General features: G+C 68.2%; 27 protein-coding genes. 20 read left to right on the top strand and 7 right to left on the bottom strand.

Annotated elements, in window-relative coordinates:
* The first annotated feature begins 77 nt into the window (after positions 1–77).
* The 9 genes from ligA to HUJ41_RS09040 all read left to right on the top strand — a co-directional run bounded on the left by ligA (position 78) and on the right by HUJ41_RS09040 (position 10,955).
* Positions 78–2,360: an NAD-dependent DNA ligase LigA gene (ligA, locus tag HUJ41_RS09080; protein ID WP_179873951.1), complete on the top strand. Its 2,283-nt coding sequence runs from the start codon at positions 78–80 to the stop codon at positions 2,358–2,360.
* A 161-nt stretch (positions 2,361–2,521) separates the two neighbouring features.
* Entirely contained in the window at positions 2,522–4,042 is a 1,521-nt protein-coding gene (locus HUJ41_RS09075) for an alpha/beta hydrolase (RefSeq protein WP_179872295.1), read from the top strand.
* Positions 4,043–4,141: 99 nt separating this feature from the next.
* A complete protein-coding gene (locus HUJ41_RS09070) occupies positions 4,142–4,594 on the top strand; it encodes a hypothetical protein (RefSeq protein WP_152583204.1) in 453 nt (150 codons plus the stop codon).
* A 132-nt stretch (positions 4,595–4,726) separates the two neighbouring features.
* A complete protein-coding gene (gene gatC, locus HUJ41_RS09065) occupies positions 4,727–5,026 on the top strand; it encodes an Asp-tRNA(Asn)/Glu-tRNA(Gln) amidotransferase subunit GatC (protein ID WP_152583205.1) in 300 nt (99 codons plus the stop codon).
* Between the two features lie 11 nt (positions 5,027–5,037).
* On the top strand, positions 5,038–6,573 hold the full coding sequence (gene gatA, locus HUJ41_RS09060) for an Asp-tRNA(Asn)/Glu-tRNA(Gln) amidotransferase subunit GatA (RefSeq protein WP_179872294.1): 1,536 nt from the start codon (positions 5,038–5,040) through the stop codon (positions 6,571–6,573).
* Entirely contained in the window at positions 6,573–8,087 is a 1,515-nt protein-coding gene (gene gatB, locus HUJ41_RS09055) for an Asp-tRNA(Asn)/Glu-tRNA(Gln) amidotransferase subunit GatB (RefSeq protein ID WP_179872293.1), read from the top strand. Before gatA ends, gatB begins: the two co-directional genes overlap by 1 nt.
* Before the next feature lie 527 nt (positions 8,088–8,614).
* Positions 8,615–9,094 carry a toll/interleukin-1 receptor domain-containing protein gene (locus HUJ41_RS09050; protein ID WP_218925601.1) on the top strand — a complete coding sequence of 160 codons (480 nt, stop codon included), beginning with the start codon at positions 8,615–8,617 and terminating at the stop codon, positions 9,092–9,094.
* A 317-nt stretch (positions 9,095–9,411) separates the two neighbouring features.
* Positions 9,412–10,494: a helix-turn-helix domain-containing protein gene (locus HUJ41_RS09045; RefSeq protein WP_179872291.1), complete on the top strand. Its 1,083-nt coding sequence runs from the start codon at positions 9,412–9,414 to the stop codon at positions 10,492–10,494.
* Positions 10,491–10,955 carry a DUF4411 family protein gene (locus tag HUJ41_RS09040; protein ID WP_179872290.1) on the top strand — a complete coding sequence of 155 codons (465 nt, stop codon included), beginning with the start codon at positions 10,491–10,493 and terminating at the stop codon, positions 10,953–10,955. The genes HUJ41_RS09045 and HUJ41_RS09040 overlap by 4 nt, the downstream gene beginning before the upstream one ends.
* Positions 10,956–11,262: 307 nt before the next feature.
* Here the strand turns inward: HUJ41_RS09040 and HUJ41_RS09035 are convergent, their stop codons facing one another.
* The 4 genes from HUJ41_RS09035 to HUJ41_RS09020 form a co-directional block, all read right to left on the bottom strand.
* The gene (locus tag HUJ41_RS09035) at positions 11,263–12,498 is read right to left on the bottom strand and encodes a restriction endonuclease (RefSeq protein ID WP_218925600.1); all 1,236 of its coding nucleotides are present in this window, start codon (positions 12,496–12,498) and stop codon (positions 11,263–11,265) included.
* Positions 12,499–12,703: 205 nt separating this feature from the next.
* Positions 12,704–13,291, bottom strand: a complete 588-nt coding sequence (locus HUJ41_RS09030) for a 3'-5' exonuclease (protein WP_179872289.1) — start codon at positions 13,289–13,291, stop codon at positions 12,704–12,706.
* 87 nt (positions 13,292–13,378) lie between these two features.
* The gene (locus HUJ41_RS09025) at positions 13,379–14,725 is read right to left on the bottom strand and encodes a hypothetical protein (RefSeq protein WP_179872288.1); all 1,347 of its coding nucleotides are present in this window, start codon (positions 14,723–14,725) and stop codon (positions 13,379–13,381) included.
* Between the two features lie 282 nt (positions 14,726–15,007).
* Positions 15,008–15,655, bottom strand: coding sequence for a hypothetical protein (locus tag HUJ41_RS09020; protein ID WP_179872287.1), 648 nt, complete (start codon positions 15,653–15,655; stop codon positions 15,008–15,010).
* Between the two features lie 63 nt (positions 15,656–15,718).
* On the opposite strand from HUJ41_RS09020, the gene HUJ41_RS09015 reads away from it, so the two are divergent.
* The 5 genes from HUJ41_RS09015 (at position 15,719) to HUJ41_RS08995 (ending at position 18,331) form a co-directional block, all read left to right on the top strand.
* The gene (locus tag HUJ41_RS09015; protein WP_179872286.1) at positions 15,719–16,021 is read left to right on the top strand and encodes a hypothetical protein; all 303 of its coding nucleotides are present in this window, start codon (positions 15,719–15,721) and stop codon (positions 16,019–16,021) included.
* Positions 16,022–16,131: 110 nt separating this feature from the next.
* Complete coding sequence (locus tag HUJ41_RS09010) at positions 16,132–16,887, top strand: YidC/Oxa1 family membrane protein insertase (protein WP_179872285.1); 756 nt, start codon at positions 16,132–16,134, stop codon at positions 16,885–16,887.
* 25 nt (positions 16,888–16,912) lie between these two features.
* Positions 16,913–17,221: a DUF1905 domain-containing protein gene (locus HUJ41_RS09005; protein ID WP_179872284.1), complete on the top strand. Its 309-nt coding sequence runs from the start codon at positions 16,913–16,915 to the stop codon at positions 17,219–17,221.
* 50 nt (positions 17,222–17,271) lie between these two features.
* Positions 17,272–17,778 (top strand): hypothetical protein, encoded by a 507-nt coding sequence (locus HUJ41_RS09000; protein ID WP_179872283.1) that lies wholly within the window; start codon positions 17,272–17,274, stop codon positions 17,776–17,778.
* A gap of 19 nt (positions 17,779–17,797) precedes the next feature.
* Complete coding sequence (locus HUJ41_RS08995; protein WP_218925599.1) at positions 17,798–18,331, top strand: DUF1697 domain-containing protein; 534 nt, start codon at positions 17,798–17,800, stop codon at positions 18,329–18,331.
* 10 nt (positions 18,332–18,341) lie between these two features.
* On the opposite strand, the gene HUJ41_RS08990 is transcribed toward HUJ41_RS08995, so the two are convergent.
* Both HUJ41_RS08990 and HUJ41_RS08985 read right to left on the bottom strand, forming a co-directional pair.
* On the bottom strand, positions 18,342–19,481 hold the full coding sequence (locus HUJ41_RS08990) for an AI-2E family transporter (RefSeq protein ID WP_179872282.1): 1,140 nt from the start codon (positions 19,479–19,481) through the stop codon (positions 18,342–18,344).
* A 122-nt stretch (positions 19,482–19,603) separates the two neighbouring features.
* Positions 19,604–20,170 (bottom strand): type 1 glutamine amidotransferase domain-containing protein, encoded by a 567-nt coding sequence (locus tag HUJ41_RS08985; RefSeq protein ID WP_179872281.1) that lies wholly within the window; start codon positions 20,168–20,170, stop codon positions 19,604–19,606.
* Between the two features lie 153 nt (positions 20,171–20,323).
* Between HUJ41_RS08985 and HUJ41_RS08980 the strand changes: the two genes are divergently transcribed.
* From HUJ41_RS08980 to HUJ41_RS08970, 3 genes are read left to right on the top strand one after another with little or no spacing between them, the layout of a single operon-like run.
* Positions 20,324–20,890, top strand: coding sequence for a cysteine hydrolase family protein (locus HUJ41_RS08980; protein WP_179872280.1), 567 nt, complete (start codon positions 20,324–20,326; stop codon positions 20,888–20,890).
* 36 nt (positions 20,891–20,926) lie between these two features.
* Positions 20,927–21,514, top strand: a complete 588-nt coding sequence (locus tag HUJ41_RS08975) for an RNA polymerase sigma factor (protein WP_179872279.1) — start codon at positions 20,927–20,929, stop codon at positions 21,512–21,514.
* Between the two features lies 1 nt (position 21,515).
* Positions 21,516–22,244 carry a hypothetical protein gene (locus HUJ41_RS08970; protein WP_179872278.1) on the top strand — a complete coding sequence of 243 codons (729 nt, stop codon included), beginning with the start codon at positions 21,516–21,518 and terminating at the stop codon, positions 22,242–22,244.
* Between the two features lie 101 nt (positions 22,245–22,345).
* Here HUJ41_RS08970 and HUJ41_RS08965 read toward each other — a convergent pair whose 3' ends face one another.
* Entirely contained in the window at positions 22,346–22,507 is a 162-nt protein-coding gene (locus tag HUJ41_RS08965) for an OST-HTH/LOTUS domain-containing protein (protein ID WP_224744430.1), read from the bottom strand.
* A gap of 29 nt (positions 22,508–22,536) precedes the next feature.
* Between HUJ41_RS08965 and HUJ41_RS08960 the strand changes: the two genes are divergently transcribed.
* From HUJ41_RS08960 to HUJ41_RS08950, 3 genes are all read left to right on the top strand, one after another.
* Positions 22,537–23,706, top strand: a complete 1,170-nt coding sequence (locus HUJ41_RS08960) for an ROK family transcriptional regulator (RefSeq protein ID WP_179872277.1) — start codon at positions 22,537–22,539, stop codon at positions 23,704–23,706.
* A gap of 74 nt (positions 23,707–23,780) precedes the next feature.
* Positions 23,781–24,608 carry an ABC transporter permease gene (locus tag HUJ41_RS08955; protein WP_179872276.1) on the top strand — a complete coding sequence of 276 codons (828 nt, stop codon included), beginning with the start codon at positions 23,781–23,783 and terminating at the stop codon, positions 24,606–24,608.
* Positions 24,605–25,366: an ABC transporter ATP-binding protein gene (locus HUJ41_RS08950; protein ID WP_218925598.1), complete on the top strand. Its 762-nt coding sequence runs from the start codon at positions 24,605–24,607 to the stop codon at positions 25,364–25,366. Before HUJ41_RS08955 ends, HUJ41_RS08950 begins: the two co-directional genes overlap by 4 nt.
* Positions 25,367–25,390 lie beyond the last annotated feature (24 nt).

Below are 25,390 nucleotides of genomic sequence, written 5' to 3'. Positions count from 1 at the left end.
CCGTGAGTGGCGCCGCGAGAGATGACCGCACCGATACTGCGGCGGGGTCGACGAGTTCGTCGACCCCGGTCGCGCAGTTGAGCCGCGACGCGGCCCGCGCCGAGGTCGAGGCGCTCACGAGCCGCATCCTCGAGCTGCGCGACGCCTACTACGGCCGCGACACCGTGCTGGAAGACGACGCCTCGTACGACGAGAAGCTGCAGCGGCTGGCGGAGATCGAGCGCGAGTTCCCCGAGCTGCAGAGTCAGGACAGCCCGACGCAGACGGTCGGCGGCCGCGCCGAGTCGACCCTGTTCGACCCGGTGACGCACGCCGAGCGCATGCTGAGCCTCGACAACGTGTTCACGCCGGAGGAGTTCGCGGCGTGGGCGGCGAAGGTCGAGCGCGACGCGAACCGTGCGATCCACTGGCTGTGCGAGTTGAAGATCGACGGGCTGGCCCTCAACCTGCGCTACGAGCGCGGTGTGCTCGTGAGCGCGGCGACGCGCGGCGACGGGGTCGTGGGAGAGGACGTCACGGAGAACGTGCGGCTCGTGCCGGGCATCCCGAATCGCCTCGACGATGACAGCGTGCCCGATCTCGTCGAGGTGCGCGGCGAAGTATTCATTCCGAAAGCGGCATTCGATGCGCTCAACGGCCTGCAGCGCGAGGCGGGCGAGCGCGAGTTCGCGAACCCGCGCAACGCGGCGAGCGGCTCGCTGCGGCAGAAGGCGGAGGGCAAGAATGCGGCGCAGCTGGCGCGCATGCACGATCGGCTGAGCCGATTGCGGATGCTCGTCCATGGCATCGGCGCGTGGCAGAACCCGCCCGTGGCGGCACAGAGCGAGATCTACGAGCTGCTGTCGCGCTGGGGGCTGCCGACGAGCGACCACGCGAGCGTGCGCGACTCGGCGGAGGGTGCCGCCGAGTTCATCACCCACTTCGGCGAGCACCGCGACAGCGTCGAGCACGAGATCGACGGCGTCGTCGTCAAGGTCGACGAGCTGGCCCTGCACGACGAGCTCGGGGCGACGAGCCGAGCCCCGCGCTGGGCGATCGCCTACAAGTACCCGCCCGAGCAGGTCAACACGAAGCTGCTCGACATCGTCGTGAGCGTCGGCCGCACGGGCCGCGCGACGCCCTTCGCGGTCATGCAGAAGGTGCGCGTCGCCGGCAGCGAGGTGCGGCAGGCGACCTTGCACAATCAGGACGTCGTCAAGCTCAAGGGCGTGCTCATCGGCGACACCGTGGTGCTGCGCAAGGCCGGCGATGTGATTCCCGAAGTGCTCGGGCCGGTCGTCGAGCTGCGCGACGGCACCGAGCGCGAGTTCGTCATGCCCACCCACTGCCCGGAGTGCGGCACCGAGCTGAGGCCCGCGAAGGAGGGCGACGTCGACCTGCGCTGCCCGAACGCGCGCAGCTGCCCGGCGCAGGTGCGCGGCCGTGTCGAGCACATCGGCAGCCGTGGTGCACTCGACATCGAGGGCCTGGGCGAGATCGGCGCCGCGGCGCTCACCCAGCCGGAGGTGCCCGAGACGCCGCCTCTCGTGACCGAGGCCGGGTTGTTCGCGCTGACGCTCGAGCAGCTGCTGCCGATCGAGGTCATCGTCACCGACAGCGAGACGGGGCTGCCGAAGCTCGAGGAGGACGGCGAGGCGAAACGGCGCAGTCCGTTCCGACGGCTGAGGAGAGCCCCGCTGCCCGGCCAGGAGCCGACGAAGTCGAAGCCCGACCCGCCCTACGACCCGGCGGGGCCGTTCGACGGCGACGAGCAGTTCATCGTCTCCTCCGCCGCGACGAATCTGCTCGACGAGCTCGAGAAGGCCAAGAAGAAGCCTCTGTGGCGAAAGCTCGTGTCGCTGTCGATCCGGCACGTGGGCCCCGTCGCCGCGCGGGCGCTCGCCGACCACTTCGGGTCGCTTCAGCACATCAGGGAGGCGACGAAGGAGGAGCTCGCCGCTGTCGACGGCGTGGGCCCGATCATCGCAGAGGCGCTCGTCGACTGGTTCGCCGTCGACTGGCACGTCGAGATCGTCGAGTCGTGGCAGAGGGCGGGTCTCGAGTGGCACACAGAGGGCCACCCCGGCCCCGGAGCGGCGGCCGCCGCCGGGGGAGTGCTCGCGGGCGTCACCGTCGTGGCGACCGGCAGCCTCGAGGGCTTCACGCGCGAGGGTGCTCAGGAGGCGATCATCGCCGCGGGGGGCAAAGCGGCGAGCAGTGTGAGCAAGAAGACCGACTTCGTGGCCGCTGGCCCGGGCGCCGGCTCGAAGCTCGCCAAAGCGGAGCAGCTGGGCCTGCGCATCATCGATGCGGCGCAGTTCGCCGTGCTCGTCACGCAGGGGCCCGAGGCGCTCGACGAACCAGCGGCCGCGGGGGAGTAGCGCGCGGCAGACTCTTGATGTCGTCCGTGTAACGACTCCGTGAATGATGAAGGTTTTTGCGGCGATACCCCCCGTTGGGGTCACTTTTCCCCTACCATGAAACCGCGCTGTCTACCCGTGTCTCGGGGACAAGGGGTCTGGCAGCGCGCGAGGGGATCGCAGTGCTCTTCGATGCGACGGCTGTACTTATTGCCTCGCTGACTGTCGCGACGGTCGGCGGGCCCGTCGTGCTGCCCGAGAACTCGGGCGTCTCCTCGAGCTTCTCCTCCGCTCACGCCGGCTACGCGTTCACGACCCCCGACGCTCACGCCGTCACCTCCCCGGCACCGCACACTCTCGCAAGCCTCACCTCCCCGGCACCGCACACCCTCGCGAGCCTCACCTCCGCACCGCTCGCCCCCATGACCCCCGCCCCTGGGCGGGCCATCGACCTGCCCACCAGTCTGGATCAGCGGTCGGCCCCGACCGTCGTCGCTCCCGCGCTCCCCCTCGCGGCCGAGCAGTTGGCGACGTTCTCGGGCTCTTCGCTTCTGCATGGCCTCTCGGCGCTACCCCCGGCTGCCGCGGCCGACTTCGTGACCACGCATCCCCATGCGGTTCACGAACTCCTGAGTTCGCCGCCTGCGGCGCACCAGGTGACCAGCTGGTGGGCAGGCCTCGATGCCACCGCGCAGCGTTCGCTCATCGCCGCGACCCCCGAGGTCGTCGGCAATCTGGACGGCGTGCCGTTCGCGGTGCGCAACCAGGCGAACCGGGCGCTGCTGCGCTCCACGATCCGCGAGCTGGAGCTGGAGGCCGATGCCGCGGTGGGGCGCGCGGTCGCCACGCAGAACCTGCACCGACTCGAGATGCTCTACGAGGTCGTGGATGCTCTGGGCCCGGCCATCGCGAACCCGCCGCGCTCGCTGCTGAACCTCGACACGCACGGGCAGGGCAAGGCCGCGGTCGTGCTCGGCGATCTCGAGACGGCCGACTACGTGAGCTACATGATCCCGGGCATGCTCGTCACGGTCGCGGGCGACATCGTGGGCTGGACGGGCTTCGGCGCGCGCTTGTACGACGACCAGACGTCGTGGCTCGCCCTGCTGGCAGAGGCGGGTGCGGCGACGCAGGAGCAGACGGTCGCGACGGTCGCGTGGATCGGCTACCAGACGCCGAGTCTCATGAACGTCGGCAGCATGGAACTGGCCTATGAGGGTCGGGATGCGATCGCTGCCGCGATCGAGGGCCTGCAGACTCTCCGGGCGGATGACCCGCCCTTCGTCTCCCTCCTGACCCACTCGTACGGCTCCACGGCGGCACTGCTGGCGCTCGAGGACGACACGACGGTCGACGCGCTCGCGATGGTCGGCTCGCCCGGCTCGCCCGCGCAGAGCGTCGACGAGCTCAACGTGCGCGGTGACGTGTTCGTGGGCGAGGCGGCGTGGGATCCGATTCCGAACAGCGCCTTCTTCGGCTCCGACCCGGGCGCCCCGTCGTACGGCGCGCGTGTCATGAGCGTGCTCGGGTCGGTCGACGTCATCACGAACGAGGTGCTCGCCGGGTCGGCCGGGCACAACGAGTACTGGGTGCCGGGCACCGAGTCGATGCGCAACCTGGCGCTCATCGCGATCGACCGGGGCGAGCTCGTGACCGACGGTTCGGCGCTCGACGCGGGTCGCACGCTCGCGATGCTGCACTGAGCAGCCTCGCGCTGGCTGCCACCCGACCGCCACCCACGCAGACCTGACAGTCTGCTGTTCCTGCGGCGCATGCCGGTGTTAGGTTGACCGCGGAGGGCCATGATCAGGCGCAGCAGGTTCGGCATCGTCGCCGTGGCGGCGGTCATCGGTGTCGCCGCTCTCAGCGGATGCACGCTGCAGGCTCCGTCGGCGGTGGAGGACGAGGAGGCGCGTGAGCGCTTCGTCGCGCTGCTCGACGACACCCAGGCGGCGGCGGGCGGCTCCTGGTCGGTGCAGGACGATCCGACGCCGCGCGAGTGCACGATTCCGCTGTGGGTGACGGGGGAGCGCTTCCCGGCGCTGCGCCTGGCCGAGGCGCCGGCGTCGCCGTCTCGCGCTGCCGATCGGGTGGAGGAGGCGTGGCGAGCCCATGATCTCGAGGTGACGCTCACCGAGGTGTCTGACGTCATCGAGCTGAAGGGCGAGAGCGCGCAGGGCGAGCTGCTGCTGTTCCGCGCGAGCGACAGCGCGATGACGCTTACGGGCGAGAGCGAGTGCCGCCCCGTGGCGTGAGCGCTGAGCCGTGAGTGCTGTCCCGTGGGCGCTGTCCCGTGGGACCCCTCGCGTGAGCCCCGTCGGGGCCGAGCATCCGTCTCAGTAGGATGGGAGCGTCCCGCTTGCCTGCAATTTTCGTTTCGGAGTCCCATGTCTGAGATCACGCCCGAGCGCGTCGCGCACCTGGCGTCGCTTGCCCGCATCGCTTTGACCGACGACGAGATCGAGCAGCTCACGGGCGAGCTCGGCGCGATCGTCGACGCGGTGGCGACCGTGCAGCGCGTCGCGACGCCGGATGTGCCGGCGACGAGCCACCCGATTCCGCTGACGGGCGGCATGCGCCCCGACGAGGTGGGGCAGACGCTCACGACGGAGCAGGCCCTCGCGGGCGCGCCCGACCACGACGGCAGCCGCTTCCGCGTGACCGCCATCCTGGGCGAAGAGCAGTAGGGGCCACGATCATGACCGATCTCACTCGCCTTTCTGCTGCCGACCTGTCGTCTCGCCTGACGTCGGGCGACGTCTCGAGCGTCGAGGTGACGCAGGCGCACCTGGACCGCATCGCGGCCGTCGACGGGGATGTTCATGCGTTCTTGCACGTGAGCGCCGACGCCCTCGACTCGGCCGCGGCGGTCGACGCCGACCGTGCTGCGGGCAAGCCTTTGGGCGAGCTGGCCGGCGTGCCGATCGCCATCAAGGACGTGCTGTGCGCGCTGGATATGCCGAGCACCTCCGGTTCGCGCATCCTCGAGGGGTGGGTGCCGCCGTACGACGCGACGGTCGTCGCCCGCCTGCGTGAGGCGCGCCTGATTCCGCTCGGCAAGACGAACATGGACGAGTTCGCGATGGGCTCCTCGACGGAGCACTCGGCGTACGGGCCGACGAAGAACCCGTGGGCACTGGACCGGATTCCCGGTGGTTCGGGCGGCGGTTCGGCGGCGGCGGTGTCGGCGTTCGAGGCGCCGATCGCGCTCGGCAGCGACACGGGCGGCTCGATCCGCCAGCCGGCCGCGGTCACCGGGTCGGTGGGCGTGAAGCCGACGTACGGCGGGGTGAGCCGCTACGGCGCGATCGCGCTCGCGAGCAGCCTCGACCAGGTGGGCCCGGTGTCGCGCTCGGTTCTGGATGCGGCTCTCGTGCACGACGTGATCGGCGGGCACGACCCGCGCGATGCGACGTCGATTCCGGATGCGTGGCCGTCGATGGCGGCTGCGGCGCGCGCAGGCCAGTCGGGTGACGCTCTCAAGGGCGTGCGCGTCGGCGTGGTGAAGGAGCTCGAGGGCGAGGGCTTCCAGGCGGGCGTGAAGCAGCGCTACCACGAGACGCTCGACCTGATGGCGGCGGCGGGTGCCGAGATCGTCGAGGTCAGCGCTCCGAACTTCGAGTATGCGATCGCTGCGTACTACCTGATTCTGCCGGCGGAGGCGTCGAGCAACCTGGCGAAGTTCGATTCGGTGCGCTTCGGTCTGCGCCGCGAGGTCGCGGGCGGAACGGTCGAGGATGTCATGGCGGCGACGCGCGAGGCCGGGTTCGGCCCCGAGGTGAAGCGACGCATCATCTTGGGCACGTACGCGCTGTCGGCGGGCTACTACGACGCCTACTACGGCAGTGCGCAGAAGGTGCGCACGCTCATTCAGCGCGACTTCGCGGCGGCGTTCGCGCAGGCGGATGTTCTCGTGTCGCCGTCCGCGCCGACGACGGCGTTCAAGTTCGGCGAGAAGATGTCGGACCCGCTCGCGATGTACTTGAACGACGTGACGACGATTCCGGCGAACCTGGCGGGAGTGCCCGGCATGGGCCTGCCGATGGGTCTCGCGCCGGAGGACGGCCTGCCGGTGGGGCTGCAGATCATGGCGCCCGCACGCGAGGATGCTCGCCTGTACACGGTGGGCGCGGCGGTCGAGCAGCTGCTCGAGGCGCAGTGGGGCGGCCCGCTGTGGTCGCAGGCGCCCGAGCTGGCTCTGGCCGCTCAGGGTGCGACGGGAGGGCAGCGCTGATGGCGAAGGCAGAACTCATGGACTTCGACAAGGCACTCGAGATGTTCGAGCCGGTGCTCGGCTTCGAGGTGCACGTCGAGCTGAGCACGAAGACGAAGATGTTCTCAGACGCCCCCAACCCCGCGCTGAGCGACAACGACATCACCGACCCCAACACGGCGATCACCCCGGTCTGCCTGGGCCTGCCCGGCAGCCTTCCGGTCGTCAACGAGCAGGCCGTGCAGTTCGCGATCTCGTTAGGGCTCGCGCTCGGCTGCCAGATCGCGCCGAGCAGCACGTTCAGCCGCAAGAACTACTTCTACCCGGATCTGGCGAAGAACTACCAGATCAGCCAGTACGACGAGCCGATCGCCTTCGAGGGCGAGGTCGAGGTCGAGCTGGAGGACGGCACGCTGGTCGCCATCCCGATCGAGCGCGCCCACATGGAGGAGGATGCCGGCAAGCTCACGCACGTGGGCGGCTCGACGGGCCGCATCCAGGGTGCTGAGTCTTCGCTCGTCGATTACAACCGCGCGGGCGTGCCGCTCGTGGAGATCGTGACGAAGCCGATCTACGGCGCCGAGCACCGCGCGCCGGAGATCGCGAAGGCCTACGTGAGCACGATCCGCGACATGGTGCGGGCGCTGGGCATCAGCGAGGCGCGCATGGAGCGGGGCAACCTGCGCTGCGATGCGAACGTGTCGCTGCGGCCGCGCGGGCAGGCTGAGCTGGGCATCCGCACGGAGACCAAGAACGTGAACTCGTTCCGTTCTGTGGAGCGGGCGGTGCGTTACGAGATTCAGCGCCAGGCGGCGATTCTGGCGAAGGGCGGCTCGATTCAGCAGGAGACCCGCCACTGGCATGAGGATACGGGTGTGACGTCGGCGGGCCGCGTGAAGAGCGACGCCGACGACTACCGCTACTTCCCGGAGCCTGACCTGCTGCCGGTCGTGCCGACGCAGGCCCTCATCGACGAACTTCGGGATGCCCTGCCGGAGCCCCCCGCGGCCCGACGCCGCCGCCTCAAGGAGGAGTGGGGTTTCACCGACCTGGAGTTCCGCGACGTCGTGAACAGCGGCCTGCTCGTGGAGGTCACCGACACGGTCGCGGCGGGCGCGTCACCGCAGCAGGCCCGCAAGTGGTGGACGGGCGAGATCGCCCGCATCGCGAACGCTCGGGATGCTGAACCGGCGTCGCTCATCACCGCAGCCCACGTGGCCGAGATCGTGCAGCTCGTCGAGTCGGGTGCGCTCACCGACCGACTGGCCCGGCAGGCGCTCGAGGGTGTCATCGAGGGGGAGGGCACTCCCTCCGAGGTCGTGGCGGCTCGCGGTCTGGAGGTCGTCTCGGACGACGGCGCTCTCATCGCGGCGGTCGATGCGGCGCTCGCGCAGCAGCCCGACGTGCTGGAGAAGATCCGCGACGGCAAGGTGCAGGCCGCCGGCGCCGTCATCGGTGCCGTCATGAAGTCGATGGGCGGGAAGGCCGATGCTGCTCGCGTGCGCGAGCTCGTGCTGGAGCGGGCGCAAGCGTAGACGTAGACAAGAACTTTTGGAAGCCTGCGCATCTGTGCTGGCTCAAGTCTGGCCCGGTCACTATCCCTTCAGTCTCAAGTTTCGAGGATGCGCACTCATAATCCGTCGCTAACGGGTTGAAGTCTGGTCCGCCCTATCAATGGTCCCAGGAAATTTCGGATGTATCGCTGGGCGGCACAGAAGTGAGAACACTCCGAAAGGTGTCACAATCGAGGAGGGCGCGGACTACGCATTCGGCGAATGCCTCGCGTGTACATAGTCTCCGTGTCGGAGGCGGCACATATGCTCCGCACATGTCTCAATGCACTGCTCCAGTCGAAGGTCACCGCACCGCAAGCGGTGCTGCTAACTGCCCTGCATGTCGCTATCGCTCGTCACGGCGCAGCTACTACTCCCCGCCCCCCGTCTTCACACCGCCACCGGCGCCGAAACGCTTTCCAAGTTTCGTCAGCCGCTCGACTGGCGGCGGACGGAGTGGCAATCGCAGCAGCGCGAGCCGTGCACGGCGCTCGTCCGTCACCTACTCGGTGCGCGAATACCAGACGCTCAATCCTGTACATGAGCAAGTCGTTCGAATCGCCCAGACCGACACCGACGGGCGCGACCTATTCCTCTGCCACGCCTGGGACGATCGAAACGGTGACGCACTGGAGTTCTACAACCTCCTGACTGCGCTCGACGTGAAGGTGTGGTTCAGTGAGAAAGATGTTCCTCTGGGAACGCCGCTCATGCGGCAGATCGACAAGGGGTTGAAGAACTCCCGCGCCGGAATAGTGCTCGTTACCCCGGCGATGCTCAAGAGTCTCAATGCCGAGGGGATCGCGGACAAGGAACTGTCGGTGTTGCTCGGGTCCGGGCGCGTAATTCCGATTGCCCACCGCACGACCTTCGACGAGATGCGGGACGTGAGCCCAATGCTCGCGTCCCACAGCGGGCTGACCACCGCCGACTACGCCTCGTTGGAGGATGTTGTGGCCATGATCGCAGACACTGTGTTGCTCGATTAGGACGGGCTGCCGTCCGGACTTCAGGGTTGCGCAGGGCTGCCTGCTGAACAGAAAGGTGACATCTCAGGACGCCCCATGCCGCCCACGATCGCGCAGCAGTCGCAGGATGTGCGGCGCGAGGCTCCTCGAACGCAGAACGGTGATTCGAAGCAACGGTGAATGGGACAGCCCGCCGACGCTTGATCGAAGCGCGAGAGGACCGTCGCTTCATAGGAGAGCCGGCCGGCTGCCCTAGTCTCTTGGAGAAGCAAAGGAAGGTCTGAGTCGTGGCTACGCGCGTTCCGATCAATCCGGGCACACTCGGGTGGGCTCGCGAAATGGTGCGCCTGGATACGGCGGAAGTCGCACGAGCGGCGAACCTCGGCGCGGATCGCTACGAGAAGTTCGAGTCCGGCGAGGCCGAGCCAACGCTGCGTCAAGCGCGACTGATCGCCAGGCGACTGGACCGAACCCTAGCGTTCTTATTGGGGCCACCCCCCGACGAGCCCGACGTCGCTCGGACAGCAGACTTCCGCGGTCGTGCTGATGGGACGCTTCCGGCGGCTCTATACAAGCAAATGCGCCGCGCCGATGCACAGCGTGCAGTCTTCGCGGAGCTAGTCGGTGAGGGCGATTTGCCCATCAAGCCCGGCGAGGTCGACTTTGACAACGTTCAGGAACGCGCTGCGGAGTTCCGCCACGCGCTGGGCCTCAGAGACGAGTTTCGTCCGAACGAAACGGCAGCAAACGCTGTCTTCAATTTCTGGAGGGGTCAGCTGGAAGCCCGTGGCTACCTCATCTTTCAGACAACCGGGATTGACTACGACGTCTTTCGTGGCCTATCCATCTACCACGACCAACTGCCGATCATTCTAATAAATGGCGCTGATGCGCCAAACGGGAAGGTCTTCTCTCTCTTTCACGAGGTTGCGCACATTGCCAACCGAACAAGTGGAGTGTGCGTCCTCGCTGAGTCTGTATACGCAGAAGTTCTGGCGAACCGGTTTGCCGCACACTTCCTGATGCCAGAGAGCGAGGTTCGCGCGGTTCCTCGAAACCCTGATCTCCGCCGCATGATCCGCGATATTGCAGGTGAGTTTCGAGTCAGTCAGATCGCTGCGGGCATTCGCCTTTGCACCCTCGGGCTGATCGACGAAGAAGCACTGAACGAGTTCCGCGAAGAGTCTGAGGCCGAGTGGCGCGTTGCGAGGCAGAAACTCCGGGACGCCGATGGATTTCCGCCGCCGTGGACTTTGCGGACGCGAGACCTTGGGCCTGCGTATCTCGGCGCGGTTGTCGAGGCGCTTGATTCCGAGCGTGTTAGCTATCTCGACGCGACATACCTGCTTCGCGCACGTCTCCCCGTGGTGGAGCGCATGGTCGAAGACTTCCGGCGTTCTGGAGGTGTGGTGCGCGAGTGAGCGACTACACGATCGACACGAGCATTCTGATCATGCTGACGCGGCGGAATCCTCGCGACATCTTCCCGAGCGTCTGGTTGCCGTTGGAGCAACTCATCGACGACGGGCGGGCATGCATCTGCTCGGAAGCGCTCGATGAAACCCGACAGGGCGACGATGAGCTGCATGATTGGGCGACCACCACGGAGGGCTTCCTGTGCCCGCCTGACCGGCCGGAACTAGAGCTCGCCCAGACGATTACCGAGCAGTACCCGGGCTGGGCGCGCGTTGAGAAGAACGCCGCCGACCCGTTCGTGGTGGCACACGGCGTGCAGCACGGGAGGATCATTGTCACCGACGAGCACCGCGCCGGGTGGAACGCCCACCCACACAACCTAATGATCCCCAACGTCGCCGATGAGTTTGGGGTCGAGTGCATCGGATTCGTCGAACTCGCGCGCCGTGAGGGCTGGCGCATCTAGCGTCCGATCAACTGATCTCAAGAGACGAACCTGGATCGAAGCCGGTACCGTCCGATTGGAGATCAGTCCCCGCCCTCTGGCGCTCCTACTGTGCCTAGCCGGGCCGATTCATGGTCCGTCTGACATGACCGGCTCCATCTCCACGCTGGCTCTGACTTGCCCGGTAGTCGTGGGCAGAGGCCTTGGATCGTCAAGCCTTCTAACCAGCTAGTCTGCTCTGGTTGCGGTTCTAGCCTTCCATGAGGCGGCGCGCAAACTTTGCGATGTCGCGTGCAACAGCTGGTGGTACGAGGTGCGGCCGGGATCCCTAGTCGGGAGTGGGTTCCAGCCAGTCCTCCGGAACGACTATTCGAGCGTCGATTCCCGCGTGCTCCTTGAGCAAGAAGAGCAGTCCCGAACCATCGATCAGTTCGAGCGGCTTGTTCTTCGCGAACTCAAAGCTCGCCCTTCCGTAGCCGCTCGTCGTCACAAGGATTCCCTTGCTCCCACCCTCATTTTGCAGTGTGCCGAATAGGTCTCGGACGGCGCTCACTCCTACGACATTCTTGTACCGCTTGGCCTGGATGACGATCTTGCCGCCGATGATCGGTCGTGGGTCGAAGGCGATCGCATCCACTCCGCCATCGCGGGACGCGCGAGTCTGCTTAGTGTCGAGCCCCATGCTGGCGAAGAGGTTCTGGACGAGAGACTCAAACTCGGTCGGCGATAGCTCCATCAGGTTCGGCCTGGTGTCTAGCGCGCTGAGCACATCGGCCTCGGTCACGAATCGGGCATCAGCCATGTCCACGGACGCAATAGGTCGAACTGGGACTACCTCCGACGGGCTTCTCGACACCGTCGCTGAGAGGTGGCGAAGGCAGGCGACCGGGTCCACAGCTGCGAGATCGATCGCTTCGATTTCGCTTCGCGACGCCATCAAGCTGAGGAGTGTTGTTGGGCCTACTAGACCGGTAGCGGGATTCGGGGCGACGACGTACAGGTTGACGACCGCGGTTTCGACTAGTTCGTCGTCGGTCAGAGCGAAGATCGCGTTGACCGTAGACAGTGCAACCTGTGCCAGATAGCGCGAGTAGAGCCTCCGGACGTCAGCGTCAGTTCGGTTGGAGTACCGAATCTCTCCGGTCGTCTTGAGTCGTCGAACTGACTTCTCGCGGGGGACGATCGTGTCTAGGGGGACCTCCGTTTCGAGAACCACGCGCTTGGACTCGAATGAGAGCGAAGCGCGAATACGATCCCTAGGTAGGTTCCTCTTCGCATACTCCGCAATGAGGAGCTTGCTGAAATCCCATTGAGACTCTCGATCTCCTCCGCGGGCGGAATCCTTCAATTGCAAGGCGCGTGCGTTGTACTCCTCGGCTGCGCGCTTCCGAGCATCTATGGCCGCATCGAACTCTGCGATCTCTGCGTCGCGCGATCGCATCTTCTTTGCCCAATGCGACTGGTGCTTGCGCCATGCGTCTGCAAGCGGCTCGTTCCGCTCGTACTCCCGCGCTCGACTCTTGCGGCCGTAGAACCCCCATAAGGCGCTCTTCCAAGCGCTCAAGTATCGCGTCTCATCGAATCGCGCCATCGTGAGTGGAGTCGGCCGACCGCGAAGAGATCGCGCAGAGACGGCCCTATTCGGGATCCAATCGACCAATGAATTCGCCGATCGCAACCCGTCCACAAGGTGGTCTGTCACCACTCGAATGCGCATTGCGAGCTGCTGCGCCTCGTAGAAGTCGCCGTTCCCCGAAGTAGTCACGGAATCATGATCTCCTGTCAGGTGATCTCGACCCAACCCACAACCCATCGCGGGCACGGGTCATGCCGACGTACAACTCCCGCCGCTCGATCTCGCGGCGCTCGCGGGCCCCGTCGTCGGGCCCGTCGACCGCGGGCGCGAGCAACTCTCCCGCCACGCGCCCGAGCAGCACGTGCTTGAATTCGAGACCCTTCGCGCGCTTGATCGTGCCGACCTTGACCAGCGGCGCCGTCGACCCCGAGTAGCTCTTCAGCTCCACCACGCCGAACCCGCCTGCGCGCAGCGCGGTGGCGAGAGCCTGGGCATCCCGATTCGTGGCCGTCAGCACGCCGACGTCGCCAGCATCGACACCCGACGCGACGAGCGAGCGCACGTGGGCAACGAGCGCGGCATCGTGCGCCGCGTGCGACGAGAACGACGACAGCACGGGGGAGGGGCCGGTGCGGGGAACGGCGAGTGCGGCATCCGCCCGGTCGGGGCCGCCCTCGATGTCGACGAACTCGTCGCCCTCGACAATCGAAGAAGCGAACGACGCGATCTCGCGGGTGTTGCGGTAGTTCGTCGACATGACGACTCCGCGAGTGGCGATCAAGATTCCCGTCCCCACTCTCGAATAGCTCCCCACCTATGTGGTCTACTGGCCGTTGTCTACGTTGGCGAGGGCTTCGCGTGGTGCGAACTACTCCTCGTCTTGCGACGACAGCGCCCCTGAGGGCAACGTCGCATCGATGCCCTCTTCGACCTCCACCGTCACCGTGCGGAGCCGAGGGGGAGTTGCCGACCAGACCTTCAGGGCCTGTCCCACTTCGGAGTAGGACGTGTTCACGCAGGACATCACCGAGTCGATGAAGCCGCCACGACCCACAGACCGCTTGGCGCCCATTGCCGTCTGAACCGTGACGATGAATGACTTGATCTCACGCCCAGAGTCCGGGACAAGCGTCGAAGAGTCTTCTCTCGCCTTGCTCAGGAGTTCCGTTGGACCCACTGAAGCACGTTGCGGAATGGCCTCCACGCGAATGGAATCGCTCGCAGCTCGGAGCTGGCGAAGAAGCCAGTTCACTCGAGTGGTCGACTTGCCCTCCTTCGGAGCATCAACTGTGAACGAGCAGAAGACAGAGCCCGCTCGCAAGTCGGCCGTCACTGTCATGTCGGAGACGGTGCCGGGAATCCGAAGGTCAGCCGACATCTGCCCTGACTTGACCAAGTCAGACACGAGTCGGGTCACGCGCGACTTCGGGTCAGCCAACTCAGCACGGGGGACGACGGGGAGGACCTCTGAACCCAGCTGGCGTCCGAGTTCGAGACCCGCAAAGCGGATGAGCGCGTCGAAACGCGCAACTACTTCCGCGACACCCTTATCGGATGCCCTCAAGGTGCCTGCCGATATCCCTTCGCGTATAGGCACCCAGTACTCGCCCATGTCTTCAAACGACATGGCGCCGGATTTCGGATGCTCGAGATAGCGGATCAATTCGCCCAGAATCCAGGCTTGATCAGGATCCGCTACCCCACGGTGTTCTTTTTGCATTACCGCTGCAGTGAGGATCTCTGACCATGAATAGTGGTGGAGCCCGACCTTGCGCAGTTTGCGACCGTCAATCGTCGTCGGGTGGGTGCCGGGGGTCGCGGGGATCTCGTTTGAGATCGTGATCACGGCATCGAATCCATGCTCGCGCGCGATTTCGAGGTAGTCCTCGAGTTGCTGCGGCGCGAGCTTGTTGGTGGAGGTCTTGACCTCGACCAGTGCCGTCCAAGACTTGCTGCCACGCTTCGCGCGGATAAGGCCGTCTGGGTAGAGCCGGCGATCCCCCAACTGGAACGGAACCTCGATGAAGCACTCGAGTGTCGACGACGGAGCGCCGAGCGGTTGCGTGATGGCTTTGCCGTACTCGCGAACCGAGGAGAGGACGGCGAGCAGAGCCGAGGTCGCCCGCCGCTCCTGTTCTTCGGCGCCGTTGATTCCCGATGTCGGGATCAGCCGCGCAGCGTGCCAAGCGGCTTCGTTGACGCTCGACGGTTTCATGACGCCTCCTCAGTGCAATGTGCTTCACCATACCTGCGGGTTGGGATTACTCCGCGGATTGCCGACGCCCAACCCACAACCCATCGCGGGCGCGGGCCATGCCGACGTTCAACTTCGCCGCTCGATCTCGCGGCGCTCGCGGACCCCATCGTCGAGCCCCTCGACAGCGGGTGCGAGCGACTCCCTGGCCACGCACCCAAGCAGCACCTGTTTGAACTCGAGACCCTTCGCGCGCCTGATCGTGCCGACCTTACGAGCGGCACCCCCCTGAGGTGGGGGCGCCTAGTACTCGCGCGGCACTCCGAGCAACGCCCGCGCCCGCGCGAGCGCGCCCTCGCGCTCCTCACCGCTCATGACGGCGAGCGGGTGCCGCAGGAGGCCGAGCGGCACGCCGACGGGCCCCGACGCGGAGTCGACCGCGAGGTTCAGGGTGGGCACGCGCAGCATGCCGTCGGTGATGGCGCCGAGCGCGGCATCCTCGATCTCGGAGGCGGCGAAGAAGCGCGCCTCGTCCTGGTGCTTCGGGTGGCTGTGCACGTGCACGCCGTGCGGCGTGACCTCGACGAGCTTCCAGCCCCAGAGTCCGCGCGGCGAGGCCTGCGCGCCGTCGACCGCCATGAGCCGTATGCCGGTCGTGCCGAAGCCGAAGGTGGGGAAGAGCATCCGGTCAGGGCCCTCCGGCGGCACGGTCGCCTCGAGGGCACGCAGGGTGCGCACCGCGTGCGCCGTGAAGGCGAGTACCACGAGCAGAATGACGACCGCCCCGATGCCCGCCATGTACACGAAGGCCGTGACGCCGTCGTTCGACAGCGTGCGGCCCAGCCGGTTCAGCACCGAGAGGACCGCGTAGACGATGCCCGCGGCAGCCAGAAGGCGCAGCCACGGCCACTGCGGCGCGTTGATCTTCGGGTCGGAGAGCGCGGGGTGCACGCTTCAGGATGGCACGCCTCGCGCGCACGGCGAGGCCATAGGGGTGCGCAGTAGCATGACCGCATGATCGAGCAGCTGCAGCGTCTCGCCCTCGCGGGCGGTGGCGCGCTGCTCGTCGCCCTCGCGCTCGGGCACGCCTCGCCGCTCGACACGGCCTCGGCGCTCGCCACGGGCGTGCTGCTCGCCGCGAGCCTCACCCTCCTCGCACGCGCGGCTGTGCGGCCCGCCGCACACGTCGAGCTCGCCGTGGGCAGCCGTGCGCGGGCCCACCGCGAGTCGCTCGGCGAGCAGGCGCAGCCTGCGCATCCTCTGACGGCGGGGCGGCCCCTCGCGCGCGCTCCCGGCGCGGCCCTCCCGGCCGCCTGAGCGCAGACCCGCACCTGCCCTCACCACGCACCCCCGCTCGAGCTCTCTGAGCGCGAGGGATGCGGCGGCCCCACGCCCCCGCACGCCCTCGACCGTTTCGGAGACCCCTCATGGACATCACCACCTGGCCCCTCATCGGGCCCCTCGTGCAGCTCGGCGCCGCCGGCCTGCACGAGCTCGTCGACCTGCTCGAGCCCCTCGCCGGCGCGGGCGCCGCGGCCCTCGCCGTCGTGCTCATCACCCTCGTCGTGCGCGCGCTGCTCATCCCGTTGGATGTGCGCATGGTGCGCGCCGAGGGCGCCCGTCGCCGGCTCGCCCCCGCCCTCGCCGCCCTGCGCACCCGATGGAAGAAGAAGCCGGAGGAGCTGCAGCGCCGCACCATGGAGCTCTATCGCGACGCCGGCGTCTCGCCCGTCGCGGGCTTCGGCTCGATGCTCGCGCAAGCGCCGATCGTCTCGCTGCTCTACCTCGTGCTCGCCAGCCCGGCGATCGCGGGGGAGCCCAACCCGCTGCGCGTCGAAGAGCTGCTCGGTGTCGGCTTCGGCGAGGCTCTCGGCCTCGCCGTCGTTACGGGCGGGGCGGGCGCGATCGTTCTCACGGCGTCGGTCATCGTGCTGCTGACCCTCTCGGGGCTGCTGCAACGGCGCGCCATGCGGATGCTCCAGCAGGGCCTGCCCAACCCCGAGATTCCCGCCGCCGTCGCCCCGATGCTCGGCATCCTGCCGTTCATCGCCATCATCCCGGCCCTCATCGTGCCGTTCGGCGCCGCGATCTACCTCGCGATGAGCAGCCTGTGGAGCGCTATCGAGCGTCCCGTGCTGCGGCGCGTGCTGTGGAGCGAGGGGGAGTGGACGCCCGACGCGTGACGGGGCCGGAGGGCAGACTGGTCGCATGGCCATCGCGTACGACTTCACCGCCGAGCTCTGGGAGTGGGAGGGCAAGGCCGCCTGGCACTTCGTGACCGTGCCGGTCGACGTGAGCGACGAGATCGCCGCCCGCATGGAGGGCTTCACGCGCGGCTTCGGCAGCGTGCGCGTGCGAGTGACGGTGGGTGGCAGTCAGTGGGCGACGAGCGTCTTTCCCGACTCGAGCCGTGAGGCGTACATCCTGCCGATGAAGAAGGCCGTGCGCGAGGCCGAGAACCTGAGCGTGGGATCCGTGGCCCGCGTGCACCTCGAGCTCGTCGACGTGCGCCCATGAAGCCGCCGAGAATCGCCGCCGCGCGCCGCTGACCTCAGCAGAATGGCCTCATGAGCGAACCCGATACCGCTTCACCTGTCCGCCCGCGCGTGCTCCCGACCCGCTGGGTGCCCGACCTCTCCCGCCTCCTGCCCGCCGACCCCGCGACCTTCCACGGCCCGCGCCTCGCCACGTGGCTGCTCGCCGCCTACCTGCTGCTCGTCGCCGTGCGCTCGGCCATCCACCTGTTCGCGCCCGACGGCGGGGCGGGCTCGATCGCCTCCGTCGACCTGAGCGTGGAGGGCGCCGACAACATCGTCGCCATGTTCGGCCAGTGGGGCGCCATCCAGCTGCTGCTCGCCATCGTGATGATCGTGCTCGTCGCGCGCTACCGGGGGCTCGTGCCCTTCATGGCTCTCGCGCTCGCCGTCGAGCCCGTGCTGCGCTTCGTCTCCGCGACCCTCAAGCCTCTCGAGACTCTCGGCACGGCGCCGGGCGCCGCGCTCAACGAGTACGCGGGGCTCATCATGCTCGCGGTGCTGTACCTCGCGCTGTGCCCCTCGCGTCCCACCCGGTGAACGGGGCAGACTGGGCGGCGTGACCGACGTCTACCTCTTTCGAGCCGTCAACGTCGGCGGTACTGCGAAGCTGCCGATGGCTGACCTGCGCGCTCTCGCGACCGAGCTGGGTGCCACCGACGTGCGCACCTACATCGCCTCCGGCAACCTGCTGTCCACGCCGCCGGGCGACCCTGGCGCCTTCGCCGACGAGCTGCGCGCCGCCGTGCGGCTCCGGTACGGCTTCGACCGGGAGGTTCTGCACCGTACGCCCGCCCAGCTGCGGGATGCTCTGCTCGAGCATCCCCTCGATGTCGACGACCCCGCCCGCTCGTACGTGACGTTCCTCGACGCGGTGCCCGCCGCCGCGGCGGTCGACGCGGCGCAGGCCGTCGAGTCCGGTGACGACGAGTGGGCCGTCGTCGGCGACCACCTGCACGTGCGGTTCGCGCAGGGTGCAGGCAAGGCCACGCTCAGCACCGACCGGCTGCTGCGCGCCCTCGACGTCGTGGGCACGGCGCGCAACCTGCGCACCGTCGCGCAGCTGGAGACCCGGGCAGGCGAGGCGCCCTAGCTCGGCGCCGCTAGCCCTTCGCGGCCTTGCGGCGGGGCGCGGGCTGCTCGAGCTGCCAGTCGGGCTTGTCCCACGTCTTGACGATCGCCCACGCGGTCGCCGCGATCGGCACCGAGAGGACGGCGCCGACGATGCCGCCGAGAATCGTCCCAGCGCTCAACGCGAGCAGGATCACGAGCGGGTGCAGCTTGAGCGACTGCGCCATGACGACCGGCTGCAGCAGGTTGCCCTCGAGCTGGTTGATGGCGATGACGACGATGACGACGACGAGCGCGACGAACGGGCTCACCGCGACGAGGGCGACGAGAGCCGCGAGTGCTCCCGCGACAGTTGCACCGACGATGGGGATGAACGCGGCGATGAAGACGATGACCGCGAGGGGGAGCGCGAGCGGCACGCCCAGGATCCAGAGGGCCACACCGATGCCGACCGCGTCGACGAGGGCGACGATCGAGGTGCCGCGGATGTAGCCGCCGAGCGTCGTGACCGCGGTGCGGCCGACGCGCTGACCGCGAGCCTGCTGCTTCGCCTTGAGCGGCTGCAGGAAGAACGCCCAGATCTTGTCGCCGTCCTTGAGGAAGAAGAACAGGATGACGAGGAAGAGCAGGAAGCCGGTGACGAACTCGCCGACCGCGACGGCGCCGGAGAGGGCGCCGGAGCCGAACTGGGCGCTCGTGACGAAGTCGATCGCCTGGTCGCTCAGCTCGTCGAAGTCGATCGTGTCGAGCGGCAGCGGCAGGCCCTGCACGAACTCGATGAGCTGATCGAAGCCCGTCTGCGCCTGCTCCCACAGCTCGGCCCACTGGCTGCGCACGGCGAAGACGATCGCGGTGACGATGCCGCCGAGGATGAGCAGGGAGCCCAGCAGCGTGATCCACGCTGCGGCGAGGGCAGGCAGCCCGCGGGCGCGCATCCAGCGGATGACGGGGCTAAACGCCGCCGCGATGATGATCGCCAGCAGGAGCGGGATGACCGCGATGCGCAACTGCACCATCGCGTACACGATGAGCGCCGTGAGCGTGATGACGAGGAGGATCTGAAGGCTGCGCGTGCTGAGAGCGCCCAGACGGTCGGTCCACATCTCGCGCAGCGACGTGCGCGGAGTCTCGTCCTCGGCAGGGGTGGTCTCGAACTTGCGGCGGAAGATCATGCGGTGCGGTCCTTCCCTTGGGCGTCTCGCAGAGGCTTCACGCCCCCGGCGAGCGGAGGTGCCCGCCCAGCCTAGAGGGCAGTCGTCGAGGGCGCCTCAGACAGTCGCCAGGGTCGCGGTCGTCAGGCGGTCTGGCCGGCGTGCTCGCCCTCGTCGACCTCTTCCACGAGCTTCGCGCAGAACGCGGGCAGGTCGTCGGGGGTGCGGCTCGAGACGAGCCCAGCGTCGACGACGACCTCCTCGTCGACCCACTCGGCGCCGGCGTTGAGGAGGTCGGTGCGCAGGCTCGGGTAGCTGGTCAGCTCGCGGCCCTTCACGACGTCGGCCTCGATGAGAATCCACGCGCCGTGGCAGATGACGCCCACGGGCTTGTGCTGCTCGAAGAAGGCGCGCGTGAACGCGACCGCGTCGGCGTCCATGCGCAGGTGGTCGGCGTTGACGACGCCGCCGGGCAGCATGAGCGCGTCGAAGCTGTCGGCGTCGGCCTGGGCGACGGGCTGGTCGACCGACTGGCTGTGGCCCTTCTTGCCCTCGACGGAGGCGCCGGCGGGCGAGACGAGCACGGCGGTGCCGCCGGCCTCGGTGACGGCCTTCCACGGCTCGGTCAGCTCGCTGTCCTCATAGCCGTCGGTGAGCAGGAAGGCGACGGTCTTGCCGGTGATGTCATGAGCGCTGATGTCATGAGCCATGGTGGTTCCCCCTTGTAATCGGTGTCGTCGTGGTGGTGCGGTCGGACGCCTCCACGCTAGGCAGGGCAGCGCGCGCGTGGGGCGTGCGCTCAGCCCGCGTTCAGCCCCACGGTCGGCGGATGCTCAGGAAACGGGCCGCACTAGGCTCGCCCCATGCCCTCCACGCCCGCGACCGCCCGGCCCGCCCTCATCGTCGTCGACGTGCAGACCGGCTTCGACGACCCGCGCTGGGGTGCGCGCGACAATCCCGACTGCGAGGCGAACATCCTCGCCCTCCTGCGGTCGTGGCGGGACGCGGGCGACCCGGTCGTGCTCGTGCGCCACGACTCGGTGAGCGAGGGCTCGCCGCTGCGCCCGGGGCAGCCGGGCAACGCCCTCAAGCCCGGTGTGGACGGCGCGCACGACCTGCTCGTGAGCAAGACCGTCAACTCCGCCTTCTACGGCGCCCCCGACCTGCACGCGTGGCTGCAGGCGAGGGGCATCGGCAGCGTCGTGGTCTGCGGCATCCAGACCAACAAGTGTTGCGAGACGACGGCGCGCATGGCCGGCAACCTCGGTTACGACACGACCTTCGTGCTCGACGCCTCCCACACCTTCGACGCGCCCGACCTCGACGGTACGACGATCCCCGCCGCCGAGCTCGCGCGCGTCACCGCGGCGAACCTGCACGGCGAGTTCGCCACCGTGCGGATGACCGACGAGGTGCTCGGCGCGCGCTGACCGGCGAATGCCCACCCGCTCGCTAGGGTGACGCGCGTGCCCCAGACTCCGGCCGACTCGAGTTTCGACGCTGTGCTCGCCGCGGCGCAGGCCGGAGCGCCCTGGGCCTGCCGCGAGCTGTGGGAGGGGCACGCGCCCGCTGTCGCCGCGTTCCTCACGGCTCGCGGCTCGCGCGAGCCCGACGACCTCACGAGCGAGGTCTTCCTGACGGTCTTCGACCGGCTCGGCGCCTTCCGTGGAGACGCCGCCGCGTTTCGCTCCTTTGTCTTCTCCGTCGCCTACCGTCGCCTCGTCGACGAGCTGAGGATGCGGTCTCGCCGAGGCGAGACCGAGCAGCTGAGCGTGGCGAGCGACCCGCGCCGGGCATCCAGTGCGGAGGACGAGGCGACCGCCCGCCTGGGCGACGCGGCGGCGCTGCGCCTCCTCGACGGGCTGCCCGCCGATCAGCGCGACGTCATGGTGCTGCGCATCGTCGCCGACCTCACCGTCGAGCAGGTGGCGGGAGTGCTCGGCAAGCGAACGGGCGCCGTGAAGGCGCTGCAACGCCGCGCGCTTGCGAGGCTCGCGAAGAATCTCGGCGAGACCCGTACCCCTGCGGCGGGCCCAGACGATAGCGAGCAGTGAGATGACACGACGACGGATCACCCACGACGAGGCGCAGCGAGTGCTGGCCGGGCAGAGCCTTCCGGGCCGGCCCGACCTCGACGCGCTCGCGCGCGCCGTCGAGGAGATGCGCATCGTGGCCCACGCTCCCGCACCGCAGCCAACCGCTGCGCTGCGGGAGCGACTCGCAGCACCGCAGGCCGTGGGGGTTTCTGCGGAGGACACATCACCAGGGGGAATCAAGAGGATGCTGACAGCACTCGCAGGATGGGGGATCGCGGCGAAGCTCGCGACAGGAACAGGGGCTCTCGCCCTCGGAGTGGTCGGAGTGAGCGCTGCTGGCGCCGCCGGCGCACTGCCCGGGCCGCTTCAGGAGTCGTTCGACTCGGTCGTGTCGACCGTCGAGACCGTGGAGGAGTTCGTCGACGAGGCGCCGCTCGAGGAGGAGGCGCCGCTCGAGGACGAGGCGCCGGAGGACGGCACGACGGAGGAGCCCGCCGAGGATCTGCCGGTCGGCAGCGACGAGTTCGGCTCCTGGGTGTCGGAGAACGCGCAGGACCCCGACAAGGTCGGCGCCGAGTTCGGTCAGAAGGTCTCCGAGCAGGCGCGCGAGCTGCGCGACGAGAACCGCAGCGCTCGTGAGGGCGCTGGTGACGCCGAGGACGGCGATGACGAGTCGTCGGGGGACGACGACGTCCAGCAGTCCTCGGGCCCCGGGGGGCCGGGCAACGGGAAGGGCGGCCGCCCGTAGCGGCGTCGCTCTCCACGAGCGTCCCGTGACCTGGTCCGGGACGTGCGCAACGGGTCCCTCGCTTTCGGGTAGCGAGGGGCCCGTTGTCGTCTCGGTCGCCCCTAGTCGCGCAGGCGCACTCGGCGGTTCTGCGAGCTCTCGTCGAGCTCGGCGACCTCCTCGCGCGACTTGACGAACGCGCTGAACGACGAGAAGCCGAGCACCTTCTCGTTGAAGGCGGGGTCGAGGCGCACCATCTGCTTCTTCACCTCCGTACTTGACAACGCGCCCTCTCGTCATTTATTTTCTCCATGTGAGCAATGAAGCCCCGGCACGAACCGACGAGACGCGCACCCAGCGCGGCGATGTCCTCGCCCTCCTGCGCGACGCCGGGCCGCTCCCTCGCATCGAGATCGCGCGCCGCACCGGTGTGTCGCCGACGACGATCACGCGCACGGTCAACCAGCTCATCGACGAGAACGTGCTCGTCGAGGGCAACCCCGTCTCGCCGAGCAAGCTCGGCCGGCCCGCCACCGAGGTCTCGATCAACGCCGAGTCGTACTACGTCGTCGGCGTCCAGATCGGCATCGGCTCGGTGCAGCTCGGCCTCGTCGATGTGCTCGGCAGCACCCACGACCAGCACGCGTTCGCCTACGACATCGCCACGCCCGTCCACGAGGTCATCACCACCACGGCGGAGGCGGTGAGCACGCTCATCGAGGCCTCGCAGATCGATTCGAGGCTCGTCATCGGCGTGGGCATCGCCGTACCGGGGCCTGTCGACGCCGCCGGCCGGCGCATCCTCCTACCCATCAACCTCGACTGGCGCGACGTGCCCGTCGCCGACATCATGGAGCCGCTCATCGGGCTGCCCGTGCGCGTCGACCACAACGTGCGCTCGATGGCGCTCGCCGAGCACCGTTTCGGGGTGGCTCAGGACTGCGAGAGCGTCGCCTTCGTCTACCTGCGCACCGGCCTCGGAGCCGGCCTCGTCGTGCACGGCCAGCCCTTCTCCGGCGGCGTCCACGGCGCCATCGAGCTCGGCCACCTGCAAGGTGTCGCCGACGGCGCATCGTGCATCTGCGGCAGCACCGGCTGTCTCGAGACGGTGCTCTCGGAGCGCGCGCTCCGCGAGCAGGCGACGGCCCTAGGCCTCGACGAGTCCGACGGCAACCCGCTCACCGCGATGTGGCACGCCGCGGAGACCGACAAGAGTGCCCGCGAGGCCATCGACCGGATCGTCGCGATGCTCTCCCACGGCCTGGCCGCCTTCGTCAACCTGCTCAACCCGGAGCTCATCCTGCTCGGAGGTGCACTCGCTGCCGTGCCCGACGCGTTCTTCGAGCGCGTGACCGCCACGACCAATCGCGCGGTGTTCCCCCTCCTGCGCCCCTCGGTGCGCATCGAGCCCTCAAGCCTCGGCATGGACGCCGGCGTCCTCGGGGGAGCGACCTCGGCACTCGAGCGGTACTTCTATGTCTGACCACCCCCGTCGAAAAGGACACAAACGATGACGACCACAGCACCTCCTGCCGAGTACAAGAAGGAACCGAGCTGATGACCGTGCAGTCGCAAGAGCTCATCGGCTCGGATGACGCGAAGACCGCCAAGTCACGGCCGAGCCGCGAAGGACGCGAGCGCTCCCTGCTCGGGCTCTACCTGCTCACGCTGGTACTCGGCATCGCGCTCTGGTACGCCGGGGCAGCCTGGGGCGGCAACCCGTTGATCCCGACACCGCTCGATGTCGTCATCGAAGGGTGGAGCGCGATCCTCGACGGCTCGCTGTGGGCCAACACCTCGGCGAGTCTCGCGCGCGTGCTGCTCGGCTTCAGCCTGGGCGTCGCCGTCGCGATCCCCGCCGGCTTCCTCATGGGTTGGTACTGGCTCGCCCGGGGACTCGTCGAGCCGTGGGTGCAGTTCTTCCGGACCGTACCGCCGCTCGCCCTCATCCCGCTCGTCATCGTCATCCTCGGAATCGGCGAGGATGCGAAGATCTTCGTCATCTTCCTCGCGGCGTTCCTCGCGTGCGTACTGGCGACATTCCAGGGAGTCCGGAACGTCGACATCACGATGATCAATGCGGCTCGCGTGCTCGGCGCGAAGGATCTCACGATCTTTGCCCGCGTCGTGGTCCCCGCCTCGACGCCCTTCATCTTCGTCGGCATGCGCGTCGCCCTCGGCTCGGCCTGGGCCACCCTCGTCGCCTCCGAGCTCATTGCGGCCCCGACCGGGCTCGGGCGCATGATGCAGAGCGCGGCGCAGTTCCTGCAGACCGACCGCATCGTCGTCGGCATCGTCATGATCGGGCTCCTCGGCTTCGTCATGGACCGAGCGCTCCTGCTCCTCGAACGCCGACTCACCGCCTGGCAGGAGGTCCGCGCATGAGCGCCATGATCGAAGTCGACTCCGTCACGAAGGTCTTCTCGAGCTCGCGAGGGAGGGTCGTCAGCCTCGACAACATCAGCCTCCACGTCGCCGAGGGCGAGTTCATCACCCTCGTCGGGCCGAGCGGCTGCGGCAAGAGCACCATGCTCAACCTCATCGGCGGGCTCCTCGAGCCCACGAGCGGCGATGTCGTCGTGCACGGGGCGCCCGTCAAGGGGCCGAGCCCCGACCGCGGCGTGATCTTCCAGCAGTACGCCCTGTTCCCCTGGCTCACCGCGATCCAGAACGTCGAGTTCGGCCTGCGCCTGCAGGGGCTCGGTCGCAAGGAGCGCCGAGAGAAGGCGCTGCACTACCTCGACCTCGTCGGCATCGCCGACTTCGCCAATGCCCTACCCAAGGAGCTCTCGGGAGGGATGAAGCAACGCTGCGCGATCGCGCGCGCGTACGCCGTGAACCCCTCTGTACTCCTCATGGACGAGCCGTTCGGCGCGCTCGACGCCCTCACGCGCGTGCAGATGCAGGACGAGCTGCTAGCGACGTGGCAGAAGGACCGCCGCACGATCGTCTTCATCACCCACGACGTCGACGAGGCCGTGTACCTCGCCGGTCGTGTCGTCGTGATGAGCCCCAGACCCGGTCGGATCAGCGAGATCGTCGACGTCCCGCTGCCCTACCCCCGAACGGAGGAGCTCCGACTGTCGCCGGAGTTCGCCGACATTCGCGCCCGAGTGTGGCGCGGAGTGCACCACCGCGACTGAACCCATCACCAGATCGAAAGGCAA

This window comes from Microcella indica (assembly GCF_013414345.1).
Lineage (GTDB): Bacteria > Actinomycetota > Actinomycetes > Actinomycetales > Microbacteriaceae > Microcella > Microcella indica.
The sequence above is the reverse complement of the archived record's forward strand: the minus strand, read 5'-3'. Positions and strand labels throughout refer to the sequence as shown.